Origin of the sequence: Pseudarthrobacter sp. L19, from assembly GCF_050859435.1 — a bacterium.
Lineage (GTDB): Bacteria > Actinomycetota > Actinomycetes > Actinomycetales > Micrococcaceae > Arthrobacter.
Genome location: NZ_CP193935.1, coordinates 2481337 through 2505079, shown reverse-complemented (window position 1 = coordinate 2505079; position 23743 = coordinate 2481337). Strand labels below are relative to the sequence as shown.

At 66.9% G+C, this 23743-nt stretch carries 22 protein-coding genes and 2 pseudogenes; all 24 read right to left on the bottom strand.

The features are described from left to right. Nucleotides 1-2 precede the first annotated feature (2 nt). A complete protein-coding gene (locus ACRQ5B_RS11915; RefSeq protein WP_432394094.1) occupies nt 3-434 on the bottom strand; it encodes a DUF2550 domain-containing protein in 432 nt (143 codons plus the stop codon). Between the two features lie 10 nt (nt 435-444). Beyond that, nucleotides 445-729: a F0F1 ATP synthase subunit epsilon gene (locus ACRQ5B_RS11910; RefSeq protein ID WP_290257408.1), complete on the bottom strand. Its 285-nt coding sequence runs from the start codon at nt 727-729 to the stop codon at nt 445-447. A 1-nt stretch (nt 730) separates the two neighbouring features. Then, nucleotides 731-2185, bottom strand: coding sequence for a F0F1 ATP synthase subunit beta (gene atpD, locus ACRQ5B_RS11905; RefSeq protein WP_290257407.1), 1455 nt, complete (start codon nt 2183-2185; stop codon nt 731-733). Nucleotides 2186-2267: 82 nt separating this feature from the next. Continuing rightward, entirely contained in the window at nt 2268-3161 is an 894-nt protein-coding gene (locus tag ACRQ5B_RS11900) for a F0F1 ATP synthase subunit gamma (RefSeq protein WP_290257406.1), read from the bottom strand. Between the two features lie 76 nt (nt 3162-3237). Next, nucleotides 3238-4874 (bottom strand): annotated as a pseudogene (atpA, locus tag ACRQ5B_RS11895) (F0F1 ATP synthase subunit alpha). Between the two features lie 87 nt (nt 4875-4961). Beyond that, nucleotides 4962-5786 (bottom strand): F0F1 ATP synthase subunit delta, encoded by an 825-nt coding sequence (locus tag ACRQ5B_RS11890; RefSeq protein ID WP_432394090.1) that lies wholly within the window; start codon nt 5784-5786, stop codon nt 4962-4964. Further along, on the bottom strand, nt 5786-6337 hold the full coding sequence (locus tag ACRQ5B_RS11885; RefSeq protein ID WP_364134739.1) for a F0F1 ATP synthase subunit B: 552 nt from the start codon (nt 6335-6337) through the stop codon (nt 5786-5788). The genes ACRQ5B_RS11890 and ACRQ5B_RS11885 overlap by 1 nt, the downstream gene beginning before the upstream one ends. 54 nt (nt 6338-6391) lie before the next feature. After that, a complete protein-coding gene (atpE, locus tag ACRQ5B_RS11880; RefSeq protein WP_432394087.1) occupies nt 6392-6610 on the bottom strand; it encodes an ATP synthase F0 subunit C in 219 nt (72 codons plus the stop codon). A gap of 80 nt (nt 6611-6690) precedes the next feature. Then, complete coding sequence (gene atpB, locus ACRQ5B_RS11875) at nt 6691-7491, bottom strand: F0F1 ATP synthase subunit A (RefSeq protein WP_146337178.1); 801 nt, start codon at nt 7489-7491, stop codon at nt 6691-6693. 91 nt (nt 7492-7582) lie between these two features. Beyond that, complete coding sequence (locus tag ACRQ5B_RS11870; RefSeq protein ID WP_432394084.1) at nt 7583-7912, bottom strand: hypothetical protein; 330 nt, start codon at nt 7910-7912, stop codon at nt 7583-7585. Continuing rightward, nucleotides 7899-8390 (bottom strand): hypothetical protein, encoded by a 492-nt coding sequence (locus tag ACRQ5B_RS11865; RefSeq protein WP_432394081.1) that lies wholly within the window; start codon nt 8388-8390, stop codon nt 7899-7901. Before ACRQ5B_RS11865 ends, ACRQ5B_RS11870 begins: the two co-directional genes overlap by 14 nt. A 253-nt stretch (nt 8391-8643) precedes the next feature. Further along, nucleotides 8644-9480, bottom strand: a complete 837-nt coding sequence (locus tag ACRQ5B_RS11860; RefSeq protein ID WP_432394078.1) for a UDP-phosphate glycosyltransferase — start codon at nt 9478-9480, stop codon at nt 8644-8646. 8 nt (nt 9481-9488) lie between these two features. After that, complete coding sequence (locus ACRQ5B_RS11855; protein ID WP_432394076.1) at nt 9489-11366, bottom strand: polysaccharide biosynthesis protein; 1878 nt, start codon at nt 11364-11366, stop codon at nt 9489-9491. Between the two features lie 97 nt (nt 11367-11463). Further along, on the bottom strand, nt 11464-12426 hold the full coding sequence (locus ACRQ5B_RS11850) for a glycosyltransferase (RefSeq protein WP_432394073.1): 963 nt from the start codon (nt 12424-12426) through the stop codon (nt 11464-11466). A gap of 5 nt (nt 12427-12431) precedes the next feature. Beyond that, entirely contained in the window at nt 12432-13343 is a 912-nt protein-coding gene (locus ACRQ5B_RS11845) for a glycosyltransferase (protein WP_432394071.1), read from the bottom strand. 1 nt (nt 13344) lies between these two features. Then, nucleotides 13345-14175, bottom strand: coding sequence for an L-threonylcarbamoyladenylate synthase (locus ACRQ5B_RS11840; protein ID WP_432394068.1), 831 nt, complete (start codon nt 14173-14175; stop codon nt 13345-13347). A gap of 4 nt (nt 14176-14179) precedes the next feature. Next, nucleotides 14180-15094 carry a peptide chain release factor N(5)-glutamine methyltransferase gene (prmC, locus tag ACRQ5B_RS11835; protein WP_432394065.1) on the bottom strand — a complete coding sequence of 305 codons (915 nt, stop codon included), beginning with the start codon at nt 15092-15094 and terminating at the stop codon, nt 14180-14182. A gap of 42 nt (nt 15095-15136) precedes the next feature. Then, nucleotides 15137-16210 carry a peptide chain release factor 1 gene (gene prfA, locus ACRQ5B_RS11830; protein ID WP_290257390.1) on the bottom strand — a complete coding sequence of 358 codons (1074 nt, stop codon included), beginning with the start codon at nt 16208-16210 and terminating at the stop codon, nt 15137-15139. Between the two features lie 228 nt (nt 16211-16438). After that, nucleotides 16439-18394, bottom strand: a complete 1956-nt coding sequence (gene rho, locus ACRQ5B_RS11825) for a transcription termination factor Rho (protein WP_432394061.1) — start codon at nt 18392-18394, stop codon at nt 16439-16441. Continuing rightward, nucleotides 18373-18543: a hypothetical protein gene (locus tag ACRQ5B_RS11820; protein ID WP_432394058.1), complete on the bottom strand. Its 171-nt coding sequence runs from the start codon at nt 18541-18543 to the stop codon at nt 18373-18375. The genes rho and ACRQ5B_RS11820 overlap by 22 nt, the downstream gene beginning before the upstream one ends. A gap of 308 nt (nt 18544-18851) precedes the next feature. Further along, nucleotides 18852-19838, bottom strand: a complete 987-nt coding sequence (gene thrB / locus ACRQ5B_RS11815; RefSeq protein WP_432394055.1) for a homoserine kinase — start codon at nt 19836-19838, stop codon at nt 18852-18854. Between the two features lie 2 nt (nt 19839-19840). Then, entirely contained in the window at nt 19841-20947 is a 1107-nt protein-coding gene (gene thrC, locus ACRQ5B_RS11810) for a threonine synthase (RefSeq protein WP_432394052.1), read from the bottom strand. Continuing rightward, nucleotides 20948-22264, bottom strand: coding sequence for a homoserine dehydrogenase (locus ACRQ5B_RS11805; RefSeq protein WP_432394049.1), 1317 nt, complete (start codon nt 22262-22264; stop codon nt 20948-20950). It abuts the gene before it with no gap. After that, nucleotides 22265-23742 (bottom strand): annotated as a pseudogene (lysA, locus tag ACRQ5B_RS11800) (diaminopimelate decarboxylase). Between the last annotated feature and the right edge of the window lies 1 nt (nt 23743).

The window sequence follows — 23743 nt, the reverse complement described above, 5'->3', positions numbered from 1 at the left end:
GGTTAGCGCCAGGTGCCGACGCCGATGACGGGGCCGGCCTCAAGCCAGGAAGAGAGCCCGGTGTACGCGTCGAAGCGCATGGCCAGCAGGACGTCCCGGCCCTCGTAGTGCAGTTCGACGATCACGGACTCCGGCTGCACCTTCACCAGTTCGGTTTCGGTGGGCGGACGCCGGCCGATCAGCTCCAGGGAGCTGCGGCGGAAGGTGTACTTCGGACGCACGCTCAGGGAGGCAAGACGGAACCACTCGAGGTCGTTGTCCTGATAACGACAAACCCCCATCTGCCAGCTGTTTCCAGCTACGCAAATGGAGGCGTCCACCGTGCCCAGGGCGCGCCGCAGATTAATGCGGCGCACCCCGGAGAGGCACAGTGCAAAGACCAGCAACGCAAACGCCGTTGCCAGGATGATGAACGGAAGACCAGTATCGTCCATCAAGGTAGGGCTAGCGGATCCCCGCAGTAGCCGAATCACCCATCTGGGCGTTGTCGGCCACGATCACCACGCGGTTGTTGTCGACGGAGAAGAATCCGCCGTCAACGTCCACTGCGATGCGGTCACCGGAAACAGGCTCGATGGCCAGTTCACCTTCGGCCAGAATCGCCAGCAGGGGCGAGTGGCCGGGCAGGATTCCGATTTCACCATCGCTGGTGCGGGCCTTGACCATCTTGGCCGCTCCGGACCACACGAAGTGGTCCGCTGCGACAATCTCAACCTCAAGCTCAGCCATATTACTTGGTCTGTTCCTGGATCTTGGCCCACTGGCGCTCGACGTCATCCAGGCCGCCGACGTTGAAGAACGCCTGCTCTGCGATGTGGTCCAGCTCGCCGTCGCAGATCGCCGCGAAGCCTTCCACGGTGTCCTTGATGGACACGGTGGAGCCCTCGACGCCGGTGAACTGCTTGGCGGTGTAGGTGTTCTGAGAGAGGAACTGCTGGATACGGCGTGCACGCGACACGACGATCTTGTCCTCTTCGGAGAGTTCATCGACACCGAGGATGGCGATGATGTCCTGGAGTTCCTTGTTCTTCTGCAGGATCTGCTTCACCCGGACGGCCGTGTTGTAGTGGTCGTTGCCGATGTACTGCGGATCCAGGATGCGCGAGGTCGACGTCAGCGGGTCAACGGCCGGGTACAGACCACGGGAAGCGATTTCACGGGAGAGTTCCGTGGTCGCGTCGAGGTGTGCGAAGGTCGTGGCCGGAGCCGGGTCGGTGTAGTCATCTGCGGGAACGTAGATGGCCTGCATCGAGGTGATGGAGTGGCCCTTGGTCGAGGTGATGCGCTCCTGCAGGAGGCCCATCTCGTCGGCCAGGTTGGGCTGGTAGCCCACGGCGGACGGCATGCGGCCGAGGAGGGTGGATACCTCGGAGCCTGCCTGGGTGAAGCGGAAGATGTTATCGATGAAGAGCAGCACGTCCTGGTTCTGCACATCGCGGAAGTACTCCGCCATGGTCAGGGCGGACAGGGCCACGCGCAGACGCGTTCCCGGCGGCTCATCCATCTGGCCGAAGACAAGGGCGGTGTCCTTGAGGACGCCTGCCTCTTCCATTTCGACCCAGAGGTCGTTGCCTTCACGGGTGCGCTCACCCACGCCGGCGAATACCGAGGTACCGCCGAAGTTGCGGGCAACACGGGTGATCATTTCCTGGATCAGCACGGTCTTTCCGACGCCGGCGCCGCCGAACAGGCCGATCTTTCCACCCTTGATGTACGGGGTGAGGAGGTCGATGACCTTGATGCCGGTCTCGAGCATCTCAGTGGAGCCCTCAAGGGTCGCGAAGGCGGGGGCCTTGCGGTGGATCGGCCAGCGCTCGGAGACCTGCAGTTCGGACTCCGCAACGTCCAGGGGCTGGCCTAGGACGTTGAAGATGTGGCCCTTGACGCCGTCGCCGACGGGCACGGAGATCGGGGCACCGGTGTCGACCACGGTGGTGCCGCGGACCAGGCCGTCGGTCGCCTGCAGCGAGATGGCGCGGATGAGGTTGTCGCCGAGGTGCAGCGCAACTTCGAAGGTGATGGTCTTGGTCTCACCGTTGAGAGAAATCTCGGTGGTGAGAGCGTTGTAAATCGAGGGGATTGCGTCAGCCGGGAATTCGACGTCGACAACCGGGCCAATAACACGTGCAATACGGCCGGTGGCACCGGACGTCGCGGCTACGTGTTCGGTAGCAGTGGCAGTCATCTCTCTCACTTCACTCAGTAGATGGCGTGGGCGGTTAAGTTCGTTCTGTGGTGCAGGTACAGCTGGGCCCGTGACGGGCAGGCTAGGACGCGTTCAGTGCGTCGGCGCCTGCCACGATCTCAGAAAGCTCCTGCGTAATTTCAGCCTGGCGGGCAGTGTTGCGCAGACGCGTGTACTTCTTGATGAGTTCCGTGGCGTTGTCGCCGGCGGACTTCATCGCGCGCTGGCGGGCTGCGAGCTCGGAAGCTGCGGCCTGCAACATGGCGGCGAAGATGCGTGACTCGATGTAGCGCGGCAGCAGGGCATCGAGGACCTGCTCCGTCTCCGGTTCGAATTCGTAGAGCGGCAGCAGCTCCGACTCGGAGGCAGCCTGTTCCTCGACGACCTCCAGCGGGAGCAGACGGATGACCGTCGGTTCCTGCGTCACCATGGACTTGAACCGCGTGTAGACGACATGGATCTCGTCCACACCGCCCTCTTCGTAGACCTCGGCGAAGTCGGCCAGAAGTGCCTCGCCCACCTCGCGTGCGGTCTCGAACTGCGGAGCGTCCGTGTTGCCGGTCCAGACCCGCTCGTACGGACGGTTCCGGAAGTCGAAGTACGCCTGTGCCTTGCGGCCCATGAGGTACATCTTGACTTCCTTGCCCTCCTCGTGGAGCAGCTCGACGAGGCCTTCGGCCTGCTTGAGTACGGTCGCGGAGTAGGACCCGGCGAGGCCGCGGTCGGAGGTGATGACCAGCACTGCGGCCCGGCGGATCTGCTCCGGCTCGGTCACCAGCGGGTGGTCGATTTCGCTCTGGCTTGCGACAGCAGAAACGGCACGCGTAATCGCGTTTGCGTAAGGCAGTGAAGCCGCTACGCGTGCGCGGGCCTTGCCGATGCGCGAGGTAGCGATCAGTTCCATCGCCTTGAAGATCTTGCGCATCGACGTCGTCGAGCTGATCTTCTGGCGGTAGACCCGAATCTGGGCTCCCATACTTATCCTTTCCTAAGCTTCCGTCGGGCCGGGACTGCCGGACCCTCGAGGGATCCGACAGTCCCGGCCTACGGAACTAGCGCTTCTGCTTGACGATTTTTCCTGGTCGACCTGGTCTTCATCGATCGGGGCGTACTCCTCGTGCCCCGCACCGACCAGCAGGCTGTCGCCCTCGCCGAAGAAGCCCTTCTTGAAGTCCACAATCGCGGTCTTCAGTGCTTCTGCGGTGTCGTCGCTCATCACGTTGGTCTGAGCCAGCGTGGTAAGGATGGAGGACTTGTGCTTGAGGTGCTCCAGGAACTCGGTCTCGAAGCGGTTGATGTCCTCAACCGGAACGTCGTCGAGGTAGCCGTTGGTGCCGGCCCAGATGGAAACGACCTGGTCCTCAACCGGGAACGGAGAGTACTGGCCCTGCTTCAGCAGTTCCATCAGGCGTGCGCCACGGGTCAGCTGCTGGCGGGAAGCCGCATCCAGGTCCGAGGCGAACATGGCGAAGGCCTGCATGTCGCGGTACTGGGCCAGTTCCAGCTTCAAAGTACCGGAGACCTTCTTCATGGACTTCACCTGGGCGGCGCCACCGACGCGGGACACGGAGACACCGACGTCGACTGCGGGACGCTGGTTGGCGTTGAAGAGGTCCGACTGCAGGAAGATCTGGCCGTCGGTGATCGAGATGACGTTGGTCGGGATGTAGGCGGACACGTCGTTCGCCTTAGTCTCGATCAGCGGCAGACCGGTCATGGAACCTGCACCGAGCTCGTCGGAGAGCTTTGCACAACGCTCCAGCAGACGGGAGTGCAAGTAGAAGACGTCGCCCGGGTAGGCTTCGCGTCCCGGCGGGCGGCGCAGCAGCAGCGACACGGCGCGGTAGGCTTCGGCCTGCTTGGACAGGTCATCGAACACGATGAGGACGTGCTTGCCGCCGTACATCCAGTGCTGGCCGATGGCCGAACCGGCGTACGGTGCCAGGTACTTGAAGCCGGCCGGGTCGGAGGCCGGGGACGCCACGATGGTGGTGTACTCCAGCGCGCCATTGTCCTCAAGGGTCTGGCGGACCGCCGCGATGGTGGACGCCTTCTGGCCGATGGCGACGTAGATGCAACGGACCTGCTTGTTCACATCGCCGGAAGCCCAGTTGGCCTTCTGGTTGATGATCGTGTCGATCGCGATGGCGGACTTGCCGGTCTGGCGGTCACCAATGATCAGCTGGCGCTGGCCGCGGCCGATCGGGATCATCGCGTCGATGGCCTTCAGGCCGGTCTGCATCGGCTCGTGGACCGACTTGCGCTGGGTCACGCCCGGTGCCTGGAGTTCCAGGGCACGGGTGGTCTCGGCCTTGATCTCGCCGAGGTCGTCAATCGGCTGGCCCAGCGGGTCAACCACGCGCCCGAGGAAGGCGTCGCCCACGGGTACGGACAGAACCTGTCCGGTGCGGTGCACTTCCTGGCCTTCTTCGATGCCCTGGAAGTCACCGAGGACGATGACACCGATCTCGCGGACGTCGAGGTTCTGGGCGAGGCCCAGCGTGCCGTCTTCGAAGCGAAGCAGCTCGTTCGCCATGACCGAGGGGAGGCCCTCAACACGGGCGATGCCGTCACCTGCGGTCGTTACACGGCCAACCTCTACGCGCTCTGCGTTACCGGGTTCGTAGGACGCCGCGAACTCGTTCAACGCATTACGGACGTCGTCGGCGTTGATGGTCAAATCGGCCATCTGCAGTCCCTGCTCTCCTGTTTTCGTGATCATCGTTGCTCACGATGACCGGGGTTTCTTGTCGGTAAGTTGTGCTTGTCCGGCTGACTAGGCAAGCTGTCGCTGGAGCTGGCCCAGGCGGGCGAGGACCGAAGCGTCAACCACTTCGTCGCCTACCTGGATCCGGATTCCACCGATCAGTGCCGGGTCAATGTTCATGTTGAGCTTCAGCTCGCGGCCGTAGAGGGCGTTGAGCGCCGTCTGCAGCCGGCCGGTCTGTTCCTCCGTCAGCGGACGGGTGACGCTGACCGTGGCAATCCAGCGCTGCTGGCGCTTGGCTGCAAGCTCCGCAAAACGGCTGACGAGCCGGGTGACCTTGAGTCCTCGGGGCTGCGCGACGGCCTGGCCGATGAGGACCTTGGCCTCCTCGCTGGCACCGGGGACGAGCTTGGCGGCAAGGGCAGCCTTGGCTGCCTGGCTCGCCTGCGGCTCGGACAAGGCACGCTGAACCTCGTGGCTGGCGTCGACGGCCCGGTTGAAGCCGAAGAGGTCGTTCTCCAGCTCCTCCAGTCCGCTGAGGCCCGAGGCAGAGACTGCCGACTTGTTTTCAGCAACGGCAATGACCACCGTGGCGGCCAGGGTCTCGAGTGCATCGCCGATGTCGCGGGCCGACGCCCAGCGTGAGCCGGCCAGTCCGCTCGCGATCTGCACGGCGTCAGCGGAGACTTTTCCGCTGAACAGCTGCGTGACCAGCGCCGACTTCTCGCTGCCGGTGCGGGACGGGTCGGTCAGGGCGCGGCGCAGGCCAGCGGAGCTGTCCACCGTTCCCAGGATTCCGAAGAGTTCCTTAGCCAACTGCAGCGACGCGTTGGGAAGCGTGGGCTCCAACGCGGCGAGTGCCGCGGTCAGCGATTCGCTCGATACACCTGCCATTACTTAGCTGCACCTGCGCTCTGGTTCTCCAGATCTGCCAGGAAACGATCGACCACGCGGGCCGAACGTGCATCGTCGGTGAGGGCCTCGCCGACGATCCGGCTTGCCAGCGTGGTGGCCAGCGTGCCGACCTCCGCGCGCAGCGACACAACGGCCGCCTGGCGCTCGGATTCGATCTGGGCGTGTGCCTGGGCGGTGATGCGGGCAGACTCGGCAGCTGCCTTCTCCTTCAGATCCGCCAGGATCTGGGCGCCTTCGGCACGGGCTTCCTCGCGGATGCGGTTGGCCTCGGTGCGGGCATCCGTCAGCTGCTGCTTGTACTCTTCGAGTGCCGCAGTGGCCTCAGCCTGGGCCTTTTCGGCCTTGGCAATGCCGCCCTCAATCGCCTCGGCACGCTCTGCGAAGTTCTTCTCGAACATCGGGACAACGTACTTCGTCACGATGTAAAGGAGGACAGCAAAGCCTACGAGGACGACAAACATTTCCCAGATGTTGGGAACGAGGGGGTTGGACCCGGCCTCGCTGGCGGCTGAGATGATCAGCTGCTTCATATTTCACCCGTCCTTATCTACTCGGTTCTGGATGTTCGCTCGTGTTCTGAAGATTTACTCGAGAACGAATGCGAAGACCAGGCCGAGGATGGCGAGGGCTTCAGTCAGCGCGAGGCCGAGGAATGCGATCGGCTGCAGGACGCGCTGGGCTTCCGGCTGACGTGCAACGCCGTTGATGTAAGCAGCGAACACGAGACCCACACCGATACCACCGCCGATGGCGGAGAGGCCGTAGCCGATGAGGTTGAGGGAGCCGTTGATGGAGCCTTCCATTTTTCTTCCTTTCAAGATGCCACCCGTGTGGCAGGTTGTTTGGGTTGCTTCATCCCCCGGAGGGGAAGTCTGTTGGAGCCTTAGTGGCTGTCGGCGTGCAGCGCGCCTTCGATGTAGATCGCGGTCAGCAGCGTGAAGACGTACGCCTGCAGCGCCATGATCAGCGCCTCCAGCATGTACATCGCCAGCGAGCCGGCGAGGACCAGAACCGAGGCGCCCTTGAGCAGGACGTTCTCCTGCATTACCAGGAACTCGATGCCGGAACCGGCGATCATCACGATCAGGTGGCCGGCCAGCATGGTGGCGAACAGACGGAGGCTGTGCGTCACCGGGCGGACCAGGAAGTTGGAGATGATCTCGATCGGGATAACGATCGGAAGAATGTAGACCGGCACGCCGCTGGGGACCGTGGCCAGCTTGAAGTACTTCAGGCCGTTCTTCTTGATGCCGATGGCAATCCAGGTCACGTAGACGATGGCTGCCAGCACGTAGGCGCCGCCGACGTGGGAGAAGCTCGGGAGCTGGATCACCGGGATGGCGCCGTAGATGTTGTTCACCAGGATGAAGAAGAACAGGCTGAACAGCAGCGGGACGTACTTGATGAAGTCCTTGCCGCCGATGATGTCCTTGGCGATGCCGTTCCGGACGAAACCGTAGGCGGCCTCGCCGGCGAACTGCAGCTTGCCCGGAACGAGCTGCTGCTTCCGCGCGGCCAGCACGAAGAAGGTGGCGATAATGACGACCGAGAGGATCACCAGCAGCATCTGCTTGGAGAATCCTTCGGCAGCACCCCAGGGCAGGATTGCCGGCAGGTGCATTTGTTCAATTCCGGGAGGAGTAAACTCTCCTGAATCTTGGGCCGGGAGCGCAAGCGCGATCAACGCGTTTCCTCTCTGCAGTGTCCATCATTGGGCGTTGGGCGGGGAGCGATGGCATTGCTGCCAACCAGTCCCCCTCTGAAATTTTTTGGCATTACTGTTCCGCGTCCTTGGACGGGGCACCTGCAGCGTCGTCTCCGCCAGCCGTAGACCGGTGACTGGTGAGGCCGTGCATATGAGAAAGATAGAACCCTCCCGCGGCTCCAAGCAGGGCGCCTGCGAGCACAATCCAGCGGGTCCCCCACAGATTATCCAGACCCCACCCTATCAAACTCCAGACGATGATTCCGCCAACAATGTAGCTGAACACGGCGATTCCGGCGTTGTAGCCGCCGTCGTCGCCGTCGCGCGAAACGCCGGGGGCACCCATGGCCGGACGGGTGTTTTGCGGGGGGTTCTGGTCACGATTTTTACGGTCCTTCATGGGAGCCGCCTTCCGGGGATTCCGGGTCATTGAATATCTGGAGCCGGGCCCTGCTGAACCCGATAATTTCGGCCGCCTGCCATGCCACAACGGTGACGACCGCGCCGATCAGGAACCAGCGTGCGTGCAGCCAGTCCGGGGAGCCGAGGACAAACAGGACGAGAGCGAAGCCGACAACTTTCACGAAGTAGGTGGCGACAAACAGGCCGATGGCGCCGGAGGGGTTACTCCGGCCCACAAAGTGTCCTACCAGCAGGCTGATGGCGAAGAAGACCATGACAAGCCCCCCGCCGAAGGAGCTGGAGAGTGCACCGAAGCCGCCGTTGAAGATCCAGGCCGGAACGGCCGTCACCACCAGGGCCGCCGCCGCCGCCGCCGAACTCAGGGCGAGGAGCCGCAGCCAGAGTGACGCGGTGGGCCCAGCAACGCCGACGCGTCCGCGGCCGGGCGTGCGTCCGGGCTCGGCGTTGGAAGTCATGGAAACCCAATCGTCGGGGGCGGTGAAGAGGAACGCGGCCAGAGCCGCCCCTGAATTCTACACGAGATAGAACACGGCTAGGCCATCGGCAGCCTGGTCACCTTGGATTTCCGGCGGTAGCGGCGGATCAGGTCCGGTGCGGAAACGTAGAGTCCGAGCACCGCGATACTGCCTGCGACGCAGAGGATCACGCCGGGCAATTGTGCCGTCGCGGCAACGAAGCCTAGACAGATTACTGCAGCGCTGCATGCCGTCACCGTAGCCGATGATTGCAGGTGGGAGAAGCCCACGTCCGTAAGCCGCTGGTAGACGTGCTCACGATGGGAGGCATACCACCGCTCCCCGCCCTAATCCGGCGCAGCAACGTGAAGCCAGTGTCCGCCACATAGATCAGCGTCGGGGAGAGCACGTACTCCACGTAGACGCCGGCGAAAAACGCTGCTACGGCCAGTGCTGCGACGGAGGCCCCGAGCAAATAGCTTCCGACGTCGCCAAGGAACACAGAGCCCCGGCCCAGGTTCCAGGGCAGGAAACCGAGGAAGGCCATGGCGAGGATGGCACCACCGGCGGTAAGCCAGGGCTGGTCCGAAAGGGATCCGGCGGCCGCGTAGGCGGCACCCACGGTGACGCCGTGCATCCCGGAGATACCATTGACGCCGTCCATGAAGTTCGCGATGTTGACGTACGCGGCGATCGCGACCGCGGCCAACGGCAGCCACCAGAAAGACTGCCCGGTCATGACGATCAGGACGGCGGAACCTGTCACACCGATGCCGAATTGCGCGGCGGCGCGGCCGCGGATGGAGAGGCCCCGGAGATCCTCGGTCCAACCGACGGCCGAGCAGGCGGCAATAATGAGCAGCACGACCGCGAAAATCCCCCGGTCCACGGTGACGGCGCCGCCGAGAACCGCAACCATATAGCCGACCCCTGTGGCCAGGGCCGCGGCCAGGCCCATCCCACGGATCGTCGTTTTGCTGTGGGAAGAGCGGGACGAGGGAACGTCCACGACACCGAGGCGAACCAGCCATGGCTTGACGGCGATGGGCAGCAGCAGGCTGGCCAGCAGAGTCACGACGGCGGTCAGCACCAGTGGTGTCATGAGGCGACCCGGACGATTCTGATCGGGCCCGTCTCGTCCGACTCGTCGTCGGGGATCTCCGCGATGCTGGCACCCTGTTCGGTTCGGCAACGCTCAAGCCATGCATCGAGGTCCAGGTTCTCCGGGTCCTCCTCCGTGGCCCGGGTGTGGGAGATTTTGGGGTGCAATGGGCGCTGGTCTTGCTCGCCGGTTCCCACCAGCTCCTCGTGAAGCTTCTCTCCCGGCCGCAGCCCGGTGTAGATGATCTCCACCTGCTTGCCGGACATGGCGATCATCCGCTGCGCCACGTCCAGGATCTTGACCGGTTCGCCCATGTCCAGGATCAACACCTCACCGCCGGAGCCGATGGCGCCGGCCTGGATGACCAGCTGGCAGGCCTCGGGGATGGTCATGAAAAACCGGGTGACCTCGGGATCGGTGACGGTCACGGGACCGCCGACCCGGATCTGCTCGGTGAAGAGGGGAAGCATGGACCCGCGGCTGCCCATGACGTTGCCGAAGCGGACGGAGACAAACTTGCCGGCCGTCTGTCCGGCCATCCAGGCGGTCAGCTTCTCCGCCATTCGCTTGGAGTGGCCCAGCGCGGTGGTGGGGTTCGCTGCCTTGTCCGTGGAGATGTTCACGAAGTGGGAGACCCCGGCGTGCTGGGCGGCCCGCAGCACGTTCAGCGTGCCGCAGACGTTGGTCTTCCATGCCTCCACCGGATACTGCTGCAGCAGGGGCGCGTGTTTCAGCGCGGCCGCGTGGAAGACCACCTCCGGCCGGCGATCCGCAAAAATCTCCCGCAGGGCGTCGCCGTCGCGGATGCTCGCCAGCACGGTGTCCCGGCCGGCCAGCAGGCCGCGGCCGGTGATCGAGATCTGGGTCTGCTGGAGTCCGGTCTCGTCATGATCGAGCATGATCAGCTCGGCGGGCCCGAACGGCATGATCTGGCGGCACAGCTCGGATCCGATGGAGCCGCCGGCGCCGGTGACCAGCACACGCTTGCCCCTGATGTAGCCGGCGATCTCATCGACCTTGATGTCCACCGGTCGTCGGCCGATCAGGTCCTCCACCGCGACGTCGCGGAAGTCGGAGAAGCCGGCCGGCGCAGAGCCGCCAAGCATGTCCCGCAAGGGCGGTAGTACCAGCACGCGGATGTTCAGCCCGGTGACGGCATCGGAGATACGCCGGACCACGGACGCCTCGACGTTGGCGAACGCCAGCACCAGGACCCTGGCGCGGGTGCGGCGGATGATGGCGGGAAGGTCCTCCCCTCGGCCCTGGACCTGCACGCCGGAAAGCCGGAGGTGCTTCTTGGCCGGATCGTCATCGATCAGGCCTACCGGGAAGTACGGGGAATCCGGGTCCTGGAGCATCCGGGTGAGGAGGGAGTTGCCGAGGAAGCCTGCGCCGTAGATGAGGGTGTTCTGCGCGCTGTCGCCGGGCCGGGAGCGGCTCTCGACGTAGAGCCGCTTCACGTATCGGGCCGCGCCCATGAAGAGGCAGGCGAACGGGAACGCGATCAGGCCGACGCTGCGGCCGATGTTGATGGCCTCGTAAAGCACCAGCAGGCTGGCGGTGATGGAGGCGGCGACGATCACGGTCACGAAGACCAGGGCCCGCGCCTCCTGGAAGCTTCCGAACGGGTAGCGGCCGCGGTAGAGGGCCAAGGCGTAGCCGGTCAGCACCTGGACGACGACGGCGATCGCCGCGATGACGGCGGCACCGGCGAACTGCTCGACGCGGATCCCCATCTCGTAGCGCAGCAGCAGGGCCAGGATCACGGCCACCACCCAGGACATGGAGTCCAGGATCAGCTGGATCCAGATCCAGAGGGCCGGCTTTTCGTCCCGGATCTGCTCGGATTCTCGAGGTTCAGATTTCGTAGTCAAGTGAGTGTGCAACCGACTTCCAGTACTGCGGCGGCAAGGCGCCTGGGTCAAAAGTACCCGCGCGGGACTGTCGGACAGCGCGGAACCTAGAACGATACTAAGCCGTATCGTTCCCGCGGCCCGCATCTGCGGGCAGCGGCGGCATGGGTTTCCAGGCCCGGTCGCTAAGGATTTCGCGCGATTCCCGCCATCCCTGCCAGAGCGCGGCGACCCCCGTGAGGGTGCGTTCCACGAGGACCAGCCGGGCGATTTCCTTGCCGAACGTCAGCGCCGTTCCGGCCGCGAAGCCTGCGCGGTTGTACCGGCCGTGGGCCCGGAGATACTGGGCGACGTGGCCGCGGTTGCGCATCACGTAGCGCCGGCTCAGGTCGGAGGAATCGTTGAGGTGGCGGAGGCCGAGGTCCACCTGGCGCTGCGCCCGCACCTTCCGGATCACGAAGGCATTGACGTACACCACCGGCGTGCGCTGCGCGGCGAGCCAGCCGTAGACGGCGTCGTCCCAGGTGATGAAGAAGCGCGGATCGGGAAGGCCGATCTCCCGCGCCACGGACGCCCTGATCAGCATGCCCTCGAAGTTGCCCACGTTGGTACGGAAGACGTCGGAGTGCTTGAACACGTCGCGGGATACCGGGAGGAAGACGCCGAGGGCGTCGACGAAGTGGTGCTGCCAGAAAAAGGGTTGGCCGTTGGCGTCGTAGCGGCGTCCCACGATGCATGAGTAGTCCGGCGTGAACCTCGCCAGCGCGTCGACCGCCCCGGGGAGGACTTCGACGTCGTCGTCCATCAGCCAGAGCCATTCGGCGCCGGCCGCCAGCGCGAGTTCCACGCCACGGGAAAAGCCGCCCGCTCCCCCGGCGTTGGTCTCCAGCCGCTCGTACTGCAGGGGAAGGTCCCCCGCAGTCCTGGCCCGGTCGATCACCGCGGCCGTGTCGTCCGTGCTGGCGTTGTCGACGACGATGATTCCCTCGGGTCTCGTGTCGAGCCGGGCGAAGGAGTCCAGCAGGTTCGCCAGGAAGTCCGCCCGGTTGTAGGTGACGACGACGGCGTAGAGCTTCTCCACGCCGCCTAGCCGTTCCGGGCCATCAGGTCCGCGGGCGCGCCGAAGCCCTTGCCCAGGAAGCCGGTGGAGTAGGCGCGGAACCAATGCGCCAGCCCCTTCAGGTCGCCGGCCTTCAGGAAGTAGTACGGGAAGCCGACCACGTCCGCGCCGAACCAGCGCAGGTTGCGGTATTTGCGGGTAAGGTAGCCACGGTTGCGGAAATAGCAGTAGCGCTTGAAGTTGCCCTCCGGAATGACCGGGGTGATGAAGCCGCCGAAGACCGGCTTCATCTCGGTCCAGGTGGCCGGATGCTGGACGGCGACGGTGGCCAGGGTGCCGTACTTGAGCCCGGCCTTCTTGACCCGGGACAGGAAGTCGACCTCGTCGCCGCGGATGAAGAACTTCACGTCCGGAATGCCGATCGTGTAGAAGACCTCGGTGCGGATCAGGGCGCCGTTGAAGAAGTGGACCATGTCCGGAAGGTAGCCCATCGGGGCCAGGCGGGACCGGTCGTTCGTGAGCAGGCCGTTGATCCGGAAGTTGAAGGAGAGCCGGTTGGGATCGGCCGTGGCCGCGACCAGGGGGCTGATGATGTCCAGCCGGTGCTCGTCGGCTGCCTTGAGGAGCTCCTCGAGGCAGCTGGCGTCCTCCGGGTGCCCGTCGTCGTCCATCATCCAGATCCACTCCGCGCCGGAGGCCATGGCGGCCAGGATCGCGTAGGCGAAGCCGCCGGCTCCGCCGAGGTTAGCCTCGGAGCGCAGGTAGTTGATGTTGTCCATGCCCTGCTCGGCCACCAGCCGGTCGGCCGGATCCGTGCCGGAGTCCACCAGGGCGATCGAGTGGATCGGGGCCGTCTGCGCGGCGAGGCCCTTGAGCAGCAGGGCGAGTTCCTCGTGGCGGTTGAAGGTGACGGCCGCGACGGCGACTTTGGGCTGCACTCTAGGCCTCCGGGGTTTCTGCCGCGGGCTTCGCTTCGGCGGGTTGTTGCGCGGGCGCTTCGGCGGCCGGCTTGGCGGGCTCTACGGCTGTCTCTTCGGCTGCGGTCCCGCCTGCCGGTTCCTCGGCCGCCGGTTCCTCGACAGTGGGCTCATCGGCGCCCGCCGGTTCCTCGCCGGCGCCGAGCACGCCGGGCACCACCTCGCGGATCCGCTCCAGGCTGATGGCGCCCTGCCGGACCACGCGCAGCGGCAGCGATGTGGCGTCGATGATGGTCGACGGCGCGGACTCGGCCTCGCCGTCCACGGGACGCCGGCCGCCCTCGAGGTAGACCTCCACGGACTCGGAGAGCATCGCCTCGGCCTCGGCGGCGGTCTGTGCGGCGGGCTGGCCGGTGCGGTTGGCCGAGGAGACGGCCAGTGGCCCGGTCAGCGTGAGCAGGTCCTGGGCGACGTCGTCGGCCGGCAGGCGCAGCGCGACCGTGCCCTTGGTCTCGCCAAGATCCCAGTCAAGGGAGGGCTGGGCGTGCAGGATGAGGGTCAGTCCGCCGGGCCAGAAGGCCTCGGCAAGCTGGCGGGCCTCTGCGGGAACCTCGGTGGCCAGCCCGTCCAGGGCATTGAGCCGCGGAATCAGGACCGGCGGCGGCATCTGCCGGCTGCGGCCCTTGGCGGCCAGCAGCAGGGTCACGGCCATCGGTGAGAAGGCGTCCGCGCCGATGCCGTACACCGTGTCGGTGGGCAGGACGACGCATTTGTTCTCGCGGATCGCCTTCTGGGCGTGTTCCAGTCCGGCCGCGCGCTGGGCCGCATCGTTGCAATCGTAGCTAGTGGTCACTGGCCTATCCTTTCATTCCGGGCCGGGCTTCGCGGTCCGCGCCGCCGGTGGGGCTTGCCAGGCGCCGGGCGCTGGTGGCCCGCTCCCGGCCGTTGAGGTCCTGATGGGTGGTGATGCCGGTCCAGTGGCCGGTGGTCTCCATCATCCGGGCGATCCAGGCGGCCTGCACCTCGGCGTGCTCCATCACGAAGTAACCGCCGGGCCCCAGCAGCCGCGCGGCTGTAGCCGCGGCCGCCGTCGGAAGTTCCATGCCGTCCGCTCCCCCGCCGTAGAGCGCCTCGGGCGGATCGTGCAGGGCCACCTCGGGTTCGTTGGGCACCGCTTCGGCCGGGATGTACGGCGGGTTGGACACGACGACGTCGAAGGTTCCGTCGTGCTCCGGCAGGGCGTCGCGCAGGTCGCCGCGGACCAGCCGGACCCCCAGTGGCAGCAGGTTTTTCGCCGCCCAGGCGTGCGCGAACTCGCTGTATTCGACGGCGTGAACCTCCGCGCCGGGGACCTCGTGCGCAATCGACCCTGCGATCGCCCCCGAGCCGGTGCCGAGATCCACCACCTTGGGCCGGGCGGGCCGTCCGGGGGCCGCCAGCCAGTCGATGACCAGCTGGACCACGGACTCGGTCTCCGGGCGCGGGATGAAGACTCCGGGGCCGACGGCGAGCTCCAGGTAACGGAAGTGCGCCACCCCGGTGATGTGCTGCAGCGGGATCCGGCGGGCGCGGTCGGCCACAAGATCCCCGTACCCCTCCGGGGCCGGGGTGTCGCCGAGCAGGAGGGCGCGGAGCCGGCCCGGCCCGACGCCCAGGAGGTGGCCGGCGAGGAGCTCGGCGTCGACCCTGGGGCTCGGCACGCCGGCGGCGGCCAGCACCGCCGTCGCCCCGCGGACGGCGTCGGCGAGGCTCTGGGCGGGATCAGGCGTCATCGTGGTCGGTCATCAGTCTCGTCGGATGCTCGCGCCGGGGCGTTAGTCGCCGATGGCGTCGAGGCGGGACTGTTCGTCCATCTCGATGGCGGACTGGATCACTGGTTCCAGGTCGCCGTTCATCACTTGGTCGAGGTTGTACGCCTTGTAACCGGTGCGGTGGTCCGCGATCCGGTTTTCAGGGTAGTTGTAGGTGCGGATGCGCTCCGAGCGGTCCATGGTGCGGATCTGCGACTTGCGCTGCGCCGAGTTCTCGGCGTCGATCTGCTCCTGCTGGTGGGCCAGGATGCGGGCGCGGAGCACGCGCATGCCGGCCTCGCGGTTCTGCAGCTGGGACTTCTCGTTCTGCATCGCGACGACGATGCCGGTGGGAAGGTGGGTGATGCGCACCGCGGAGTCGGTGGTGTTCACGGACTGGCCGCCGGGACCGGACGATCGGTAGACGTCGATCTTGAGGTCGTTCTGGTTGATTTCCAGTTCCTCGGGCTCGTCCACCTCGGGCAGCACCAGAACGCCGGCGGCGGAGGTGTGGATCCGGCCCTGGGATTCGGTGACGGGCACTCGCTGGACGCGGTGCACGCCGCCTTCGAACTTGAGCCGGGCGAAGACGCCTTCGGCGGGGTCGTTGGAATTGCCCTTGACGGCCATCTGGACGTCCTTGTAGCCGCCCAAATCCGACTCGGTGGCGGAGATGATCTCGGTCTTCCAGCCGCGCGATTCCGCGTACCGGCTGTACATCCGCAGCAGGTCGGCAGCGAACAGGGCCGCTTCGTCGCCGCCTTCGCCGCCCTTGACCTCAAGGATCACGTTGCGGGCGTCGTCCGGGTCGCGCGGGATCAGCAGACGGCGCAGCTTCGCGGCGGCCGTCTCCAGGGACTCCTCCAGCTCGGGCACCTCGGCCGCGAACTCGGGATCCTCGGCAGCCATCTCCTTCGCCGCAGCCAGGTCATCGTTGAGTGCCTCCCAGCGGTGGTAGGCCTCCACGATGCCGTTCAGCTGCGCGGACCGCCGCCCCAGCTTCCGGGCCAGCTTCTGGTCGGCATACACAGCAGGATCCCCGAGCTGCGCCTGGATAGCAGCATGCTCATCCAACAGCCCCTGTACGGACTCAAACATTTCAAAACCTCTTTCGACTTGGAACCAAGTCTAGTTATGCGACGGCGTTAGGTGAGAAGGGAGCGTGGCGTTCGGTTTTTGCCGCCCCGGGAGTGGCTTCGGGCCTGCCGGAGCTGGGAGGCTGGCGATCGGAGATCGCAAGCCTCCCAGCGGAGGGGCGGGGGCGGCAAAAACCGAACGACAAAGGGCGGGGCCCGCAAAATATGCGACGGCCCCACCCCTGCTCAGCTACTTGTCGTTATCGGACTTCGCACCAAGCGTCGTCTTCTGCACCTGCATGAGGAACTCGACGTTGCTCTGGGTCTCCCGGATCTTGTTGGTCAGCAGCTCAAGGCTCTGCTGCGTCTCGAGACCGGAGAGGACGCGGCGCAGCTTCCACATGATCTTGACTTCCTCGGGCGAGAGGAGGTTCTCCTCGCGCCGGGTGCCGGAGGCGTTGACGTCCACGGCCGGGAAGATGCGCTTGTCCGCCAGCTGGCGGGACAGGCGGAGCTCCATGTTGCCGGTGCCCTTGAACTCTTCGAAGATGACCTCGTCCATCTTGGAGCCGGTCTCGACGAGAGCGGTGGCCAGGATGGTGAGCGAGCCGCCGTTTTCGATGTTGCGGGCGGCACCGAAGAAGCGCTTCGGCGGGTACAGCGCCGCCGAGTCCACGCCACCGGAGAGGATGCGGCCGGAAGCCGGCGCGGCCAGGTTGTAGGCACGGCCCAGGCGGGTCATGGAGTCCAGCAGGACCACCACGTCCATGCCCATCTCGACGAGGCGCTTGGCGCGTTCGATGGAGAGTTCGGCCACGGTGGTGTGGTCGTCGGCCGGACGGTCGAAGGTGGAGGCGATGACCTCACCCTTGACGGTGCGCTGCATGTCCGTGACTTCTTCGGGACGCTCGTCGACCAGAACCATCATGAGGTGGACCTCAGGGTTGTTCGTGGTGATGGCGTTCGCGATGGACTGCAGGATCAGGGTCTTGCCGGCCTTAGGCGGCGAGACGATCAGGCCACGCTGGCCCTTGCCGATCGGGGCAACCAGGTCGATGACGCGGGGTCCGATCTTCTTGGGGTCGGTCTCGAGGCGCAGCCGCTCGGACGGGTAGAGCGGCACCAGCTTGGCGAACTCCACGCGGTCCTTGAGTTCCTCGGCGGTCTTGCCGTTCACCGAGGTGACGCGGACCAGCGCGTTGAACTTCTGGCGGGCGGACTGCTGGTTGCTGCGGTCTTCGCCTTCACGCGGGGCGCGGATGGCGCCAACGACGGCGTCGCCCTTGCGCAGGTTGTACTTCTTGACCTGGGCGAGGGATACGTAGACGTCGTTCGGGCCCGGCAGGTAGCCGGAGGTGCGGATGAACGCGTAGTTCTCCAGCACGTCCAGGATGCCGGCGACCGGCAGCAGGACGTCGTCCTCGGTGACCTCGACGTCGTCGACGTCGGGACCCTGGTTGCGGCCGCGGCGGCGTTCGTTGCGGTCGCGGAAGCGGTCGTTACGGTTGTTGTCCTGGCGGTCGTTACGGTCGTTGCGATCGTTACGGTCCCGGCGGTTGCGACGGTTCCGGCGGCTGCCGCCGTCGTTGTCGTCGTTGGTGTTGTCGCGGTTGTCGCGGTTGTTGTCGCGGGCGTTCTCGCGTCCGGCGTTCTCGTCACGGTTGCCGCGGCCGCGGGTGTTCTCGCGGCGCTGGGCGTCGTCGTTGCCCTGCTCGGCCTGGCGCTGTTCACCCTGGCGCTGCTCGGCCTGGCGCTGTTCGGGCTGGCGCTGCTCGGCGGCGGCCTGCTCGGCCGGAGCCTCTGCGGTCTCGGCCTGGCCGGCAGCCTGGGCTGCTGCTTCGCCGCGGCGGCGGTTGCGGGTCCGCGGCTGGCGGGCGCGGTCGTTGGTCTCGGCGGGCTGTTCGGCCGGGGCGGCCTCGACGGCCGGCTGGGCTTCCACGGCGGCGGGAGCCTCGGTGGCGGTGCTGATGATGCCGTCGCTGCCGGCGCGGCGGCTGCGGCCGCGGCGGGCCCGCGGGCTTTCCTGCGCCGGGGCCTCGGCAGCGTTGGAAGAGGCAGCGCCGTTGGAAGAAGCGCCCTTCGACGCAACAGCGCCGTTGGAGATGATGCCGTTGTCGCTGGCCTTCTCGGCAGCGGCGGGGGCCTTGCTGACCGGGGTGCCGGCGCGGTGGGCGGAGATGGCGGTCACCAGATCGCCCTTACGCATCCGGGAACCCCGGAAATTCCCAGCTGGCTGGCCAGGGCCTGCAGCTGGGCGAGCTTCAGGCCGGCGAGGCCACTGCTCTTGGCGGGTGCTGCCGAAGCAGCAGAAGATGATGAGTCCACAGCTGGAGACAGCTCGGTGGTTTCGGTCACGAAGGATCCTTCCCCCTCGACGGCGTCCAGGCTAGGAGCTGGACGCGGTGATTGATCTGGGCTGCAGTTCAGATCTGCAGCCGGGATTTGCGGCCCGCCGGACTCAAACCGGCCGGCAGGGCCGGATACTGCTACACCAGGACACGTTCCGAAATGGAGGAACGGCCGGCTGACTTTTCAGGGGTACAGAGTGCTTCTGTAGCGTCCTGCGCCAGACGGAAGCAGGTGGCACCGGAAAATATTGCGCAGTGAAAGATGAGAGTGGGCAACGTGGCCGACATCGCGGTCTTTTGAAAAAGCTAGCGTGATTACCGCCGGTGCACTTCTACTTTAGCACCTTCACTGTCCACGGCCAGCGTCATCACGCGCCAGGACACGCCCGGCGTGTTGTCCGCGGTGTACTCGGCGATGAAGGCCTGGGCCTCGGCCGCCCGCTCCGCACCGTTGGCGAGGACCAGGACCGTGGGTCCGGCACCGGAGACGACGGCGGCGTGGCCGGCGCGGCGCAGGGCGGCAATCAGGTCCGCGCTGGGGCGCATGGCCTGGGCCCGGTAGCTCTGGTGCAGGTAGTCCTCGGTGCCGGGCAGCAGGAAGGCGGGGCTCTGGGTCAGGGCGTGGATCAGCAGCGCGGCACGGCCGGAGTTCATGGCCGCGGCATGGTGCCCCACGGAAGCCGGCAGCAGCGCCCGGGCCGCCTCGGTGGACAGTTCGTAGTCAGGAACGGCCACCACGGGAACGATGTCCGCGTGCACGGCGGCGCAGGTGCTGCTGTACTGGTCACTGTCCTGCCATGACAGCGCCAGTCCGCCGAAAATGGCGGGTGCGACGTTGTCCGGGTGTCCCTCCAGGGTGGAGGTGAACTGCAGGATCCAGTCCTTGCCGCGGCGGTCCGCGGCCGGGACCAGGGCGTTGGCGGCGGAGGCGGCCGCCACCACCGCGGCGGCCGAGGACCCGAGGCCCCGGCCGTGCGGGTTGACGTTGTCCGCGGTGATCCGGAGGCCGGCGTGCCGGTATCCGAGCCGGTGCAGCGCCTCCGTCAGGGCCCGGGCCACCAGGTGGCTCGCGTCGCGCGGCAGCGTGTCCGCTCCCTCGCCGCTGAGGTCGAATTCCAGTTCCCCGCTGTCGAGCGTCTCCACCGTCAGGGTGTCGTGCAGCGACAGGGCCAGGCCCAGGCTGTCGTAGCCGGGGCCCAGGTTGGCGCTGGTGGCCGGGACCCGGACGGTGACGGACTGTCCCGCCGCCACCGTGGGCGTGTCGGCGGCGGATTCCGCCGGGACGGTGAGGGTGGTCTCCACTGCTAGTGCTCTTCCAGTCCCAGTTCCGCGGCGACGGTGACGACGTCGTTGGCCACCTTCACCGGCTGGACGTCGCTGCCGTCCTCGGTACGGAGGGCCCACTGCGGGTCCTTCAGGCCGTGGCCGGTGACGGTGATGACAATGGTCTTACCGGCCGGGACCTCGCCGGCTTCGTGCTTCTTGATCAGGCCCGCGACGCCGGCCGCGGAGCCGGGTTCGACGAAGACGCCCTCGCGGGCGGACAGCCAGCGGTGGGCGGCGAGGATTTCGTCGTCGGTCACGGCCTCGATCACGCCGCCGGATTCGTCCCGAGCGGCGACGGCGGTCTCCCAGGAGGCGGGGTTGCCGATCCGGATTGCCGTGGCGATGGTGTCCGGTTCGGTGATCGGGTGGCCGGCGACGAACGGCGCGGCACCGGCGGCCTGGAAGCCCCACATCACCGGGGTGCGGGTGGCGACGGCGGGCAGGGTTCCGGCGGTGGCGGACTCGTAGGGCGCCGCGTATTCCTTGTAGCCCTTCCAGTACGCGCTGATGTTGCCGGCGTTGCCGACCGGGAGGATGTGGATGTCCGGGGCGTCGCCGAGGGAGTCGACCACTTCGAACGCACCGGTCTTCTGGCCCTCGATCCGGGCCGGGTTGACCGAGTTCACCAGGAACACCGGGTAGGACTCCCCCAGCTTCCGGGCGATCTCGAGGCAGTCGTCGAAGTTGCCGTCCACCTGCAGCAGGGTGGCGCCGTGGGCGATCGCCTGGCTGAGCTTGCCCATGGAGATCTTGCCCTCGGGCACCAGCACGGCGCAGCGCAGGCCGGCGGAGGTGGCGTAGGCCGCCGCGGAGGCGGAGGTGTTGCCGGTGGAGGCGCACACCACGGCCTTGGCTCCGGCGGCGACGGCGGCGGTCATGGCCATGGTCATGCCGCGGTCCTTGAAGGAACCGGTGGGGTTCATGCCCTCGACCTTGAGGTAGACGGTGCAGCCGGTGAGCGCGGAGAGCTTCTGCGCGTGGACCAGCGGGGTGCCGCCCTCGCCCAGGGTGATGACCTTCGTGGCCTCGGTGACCGGCAGGCGTTCAGCGTATTCGCGGATGACTCCGCGCCATTGGTGAGCCACTTAGACCCCTTCTACCCGCAGTACGGATGTGACTGAAGTGATGACGTCCAAGCCCTTTACGGCCTGGACGGTGGCCGCGAGGGCGGCCTCGCTGGCGCGGTGCGTGACGATCCGCAGCTCCGCCGAGGTGGCCGGAGAGGACGGTTCGCGGTGCACTGTTTGCCGCATGGTTTCGATCGAGACGCCGTGTTCGGCGAACAGCTGCGCGATCCGCGCGAGCACACCGGGCTGGTCCGCCACGTCCAGGCCGATGTAGTAGCTGGTGACGGCGGCGTCGATGGGCAGCGCGGGCACGTGGCCGGTGGTGGTCTCGGTGCGGCCGGGGCCTCCCAGGACGATCCGCCGGGCCGCGGATACCAGGTCACCGAGCACGGCGGACGCGGTGGGGGTGCCGCCGGCGCCCTGGCCGTAGAACATCAGCTCGCCGGCGTTCTCGGCCTCGATGAAGACTGCGTTGAACGCGCCATGGACGGCGGCCAGCGGGTGCTCGCGCGGCAGCAGGGTGGGGTGCACGCGGACGGAGACGCCCTCGTTGCCCTCGGAATCACTGAGCTTCTCGGCGATCGCCAGCAGCTTGATGACGAAGCCGGCGTCCTTGGCCGCGGCGATGTCGGCCGCGGTGACGCCGGTGATGCCCTCGCAGTACACGTCTTCCAGGGCGAAGCGGGTGTGGAAGGACAGCGAGGCCAGGATGGCGGCCTTCGCCGCGGCGTCGAGGCCCTCGACGTCGGCCGTGGGATCCGCCTCCGCGTAGCCGAGCCGCTGGGCCTCGGCGAGGGCGTCGGCGAACTGCGCGCCGGTGCTGTCCATCTGGTCGAGGATGAAGTTGGTGGTGCCGTTGACGATTCCCAGGACGCGGGTGATCCGGTCCCCGGAGAGGCTGTCCCGAATGGGGCGCAGGATGGGGATGGCGCCGGCGACGGCGGCCTCGTAGGAGAGCTGCACGCCGGCCTTGTCCGCCTCCTCGTAGAGGGTGGGGCCGTCCTGGGCCAGCAGGGCCTTGTTTCCGGTGACCACGGAGGCGCCGTGCCGGATGGCGGTGAGGATCAGGCTGCGCGCCGGTTCGATGCCGCCCATCAGTTCGATCACCAGGTCCGCGTCCTTGACCAGGGACTCGGCGTCGGTGGTCAACAGGTCCGCCGGCAGCTCGACGTCGCGGCGGGCGTCCGGGGTGCGCACGGCGATGCCGCTGAGCTCCAGGCGGGCACCGGTGCGGGAGGCGAGAGCGTCGGCGTCGTCAATGAGAATCCGCGCTACCTGGGCCCCGACGTTGCCACAGCCCAGCAGGGCCACTTTCAGGGTACGCATTTGCGTCATTCAGACTCCCATGTCGCGGTTCAACAGATCGGCTTCGGTCTCCCCGCGGACAATCAGCCGGGCTGCTCCGTCGCGCAGGGCAACAACGCCCGGACGGGCAAGATAGTTGTAATTGCTTGAGAGGACCCAGCAGTAGGCGCCGGTCCCCGGTACAGCGAGCAGATCACCGGCTGCCACGTCCTCGGGCAGATATACATCTCTAACAACTATGTCGCCGCTCTCGCAATGTTTGCCCACCACCCGGGACAGCTGCGGGGCCGCGGTGGAGCTGCGGGAGGCCAGGACCGCCGAATAATCCGCGTCGTAGAGCACCGGCCGGGCGTTATCGCTCATGCCGCCGTCCACCGACACATAGCGGCGGGGGTACGTAACGTTATCGGCCTCGTCGGCGCTGCCGGCGGACGCCGGGGCGTCGACGCGCACGGTTTTCAGTGTGCCGACCTCGTAGAGCGTGAAGGTGCTGGTGCCCACGATCGCGCGGCCGGGCTCGATCGAGATCCGCGGCGCGGTGATCCCCAGCTCGGCGACCTTCGCGCGGACGACGGCGGCCATCGCCCGGGCAATCTCCGCGGGCGGGCGGGGGGTGTCCACGGGGGTGTAGGCGATGCCATAGCCGCCGCCGAGGTCCAGCTCGGGCAGGTCCACGGAGTACTTCGAGCGCATCGCGGCGAGGAAGTCCAGCAGCTTCTCCGCGGCCACGGCGAAGCCGTCGGGTTCGAAGATCTGCGATCCGATGTGGCAGTGCAGGCCCAGCAGTTCGATGCTGGCGTGGCCGGCCGCGGCGGCCACGGCCTCCTCCGCGGCGGAGAGCCCGGCCTGCTCGGTGGAGTCCCCGGCCATGGAGAGGCCGAACTTCTGGTCCTCGTGGGCGGTGGCGATGAATTCGTGGGTGTGGGCGTGGACGCCCGGGGTTAGCCGGAGCATGACCTTGGCGGTCTCGCCCCGGTGGGCGGCAATCGCCGCGACGCGCTCCAGCTCGGGGAGGCTGTCCACCACGATCCGGCCCAGGCCCATGTCCAGGGCGCGGTGGATTTCGGCGTCGGACTTGTTGTTGCCGTGCAGGGCGACGGCGGCACCGGGGAGGCCGGCGCGGGCCGCGACGGCCAGCTCGCCGCCGGAGGCCGTGTCCAGCCGGAGGCCTTCCTCCTCGACCCAGCGGACGACGGCGGTGCACAGGAAGGATTTGCCGGCGTAGTAGACGTCCACTCCCCGCAGATGTCGGCGAAGGCCTCGTTGAAGGCGTCCTGGAAGGCGCGTGCCCGGGCCCGGAAGTCGGTCTCGCTCATCACGAAGAGCGGGGTGCCGAACTGCCGCTGCAGCTCACTGACCGGAATCCCGTCGATGGCGAGCTCGCCGCCATCGGTGCGGGCGACGCCGGCGGCCCACATCGGCGCGTGCAGGGCGTTGAGGTCGGCCGGGACGTCCAGCCAGTCCGGGGCGAGCGGGGACACGGCGTTGTTGGCGGGGCTTGCGGTCATG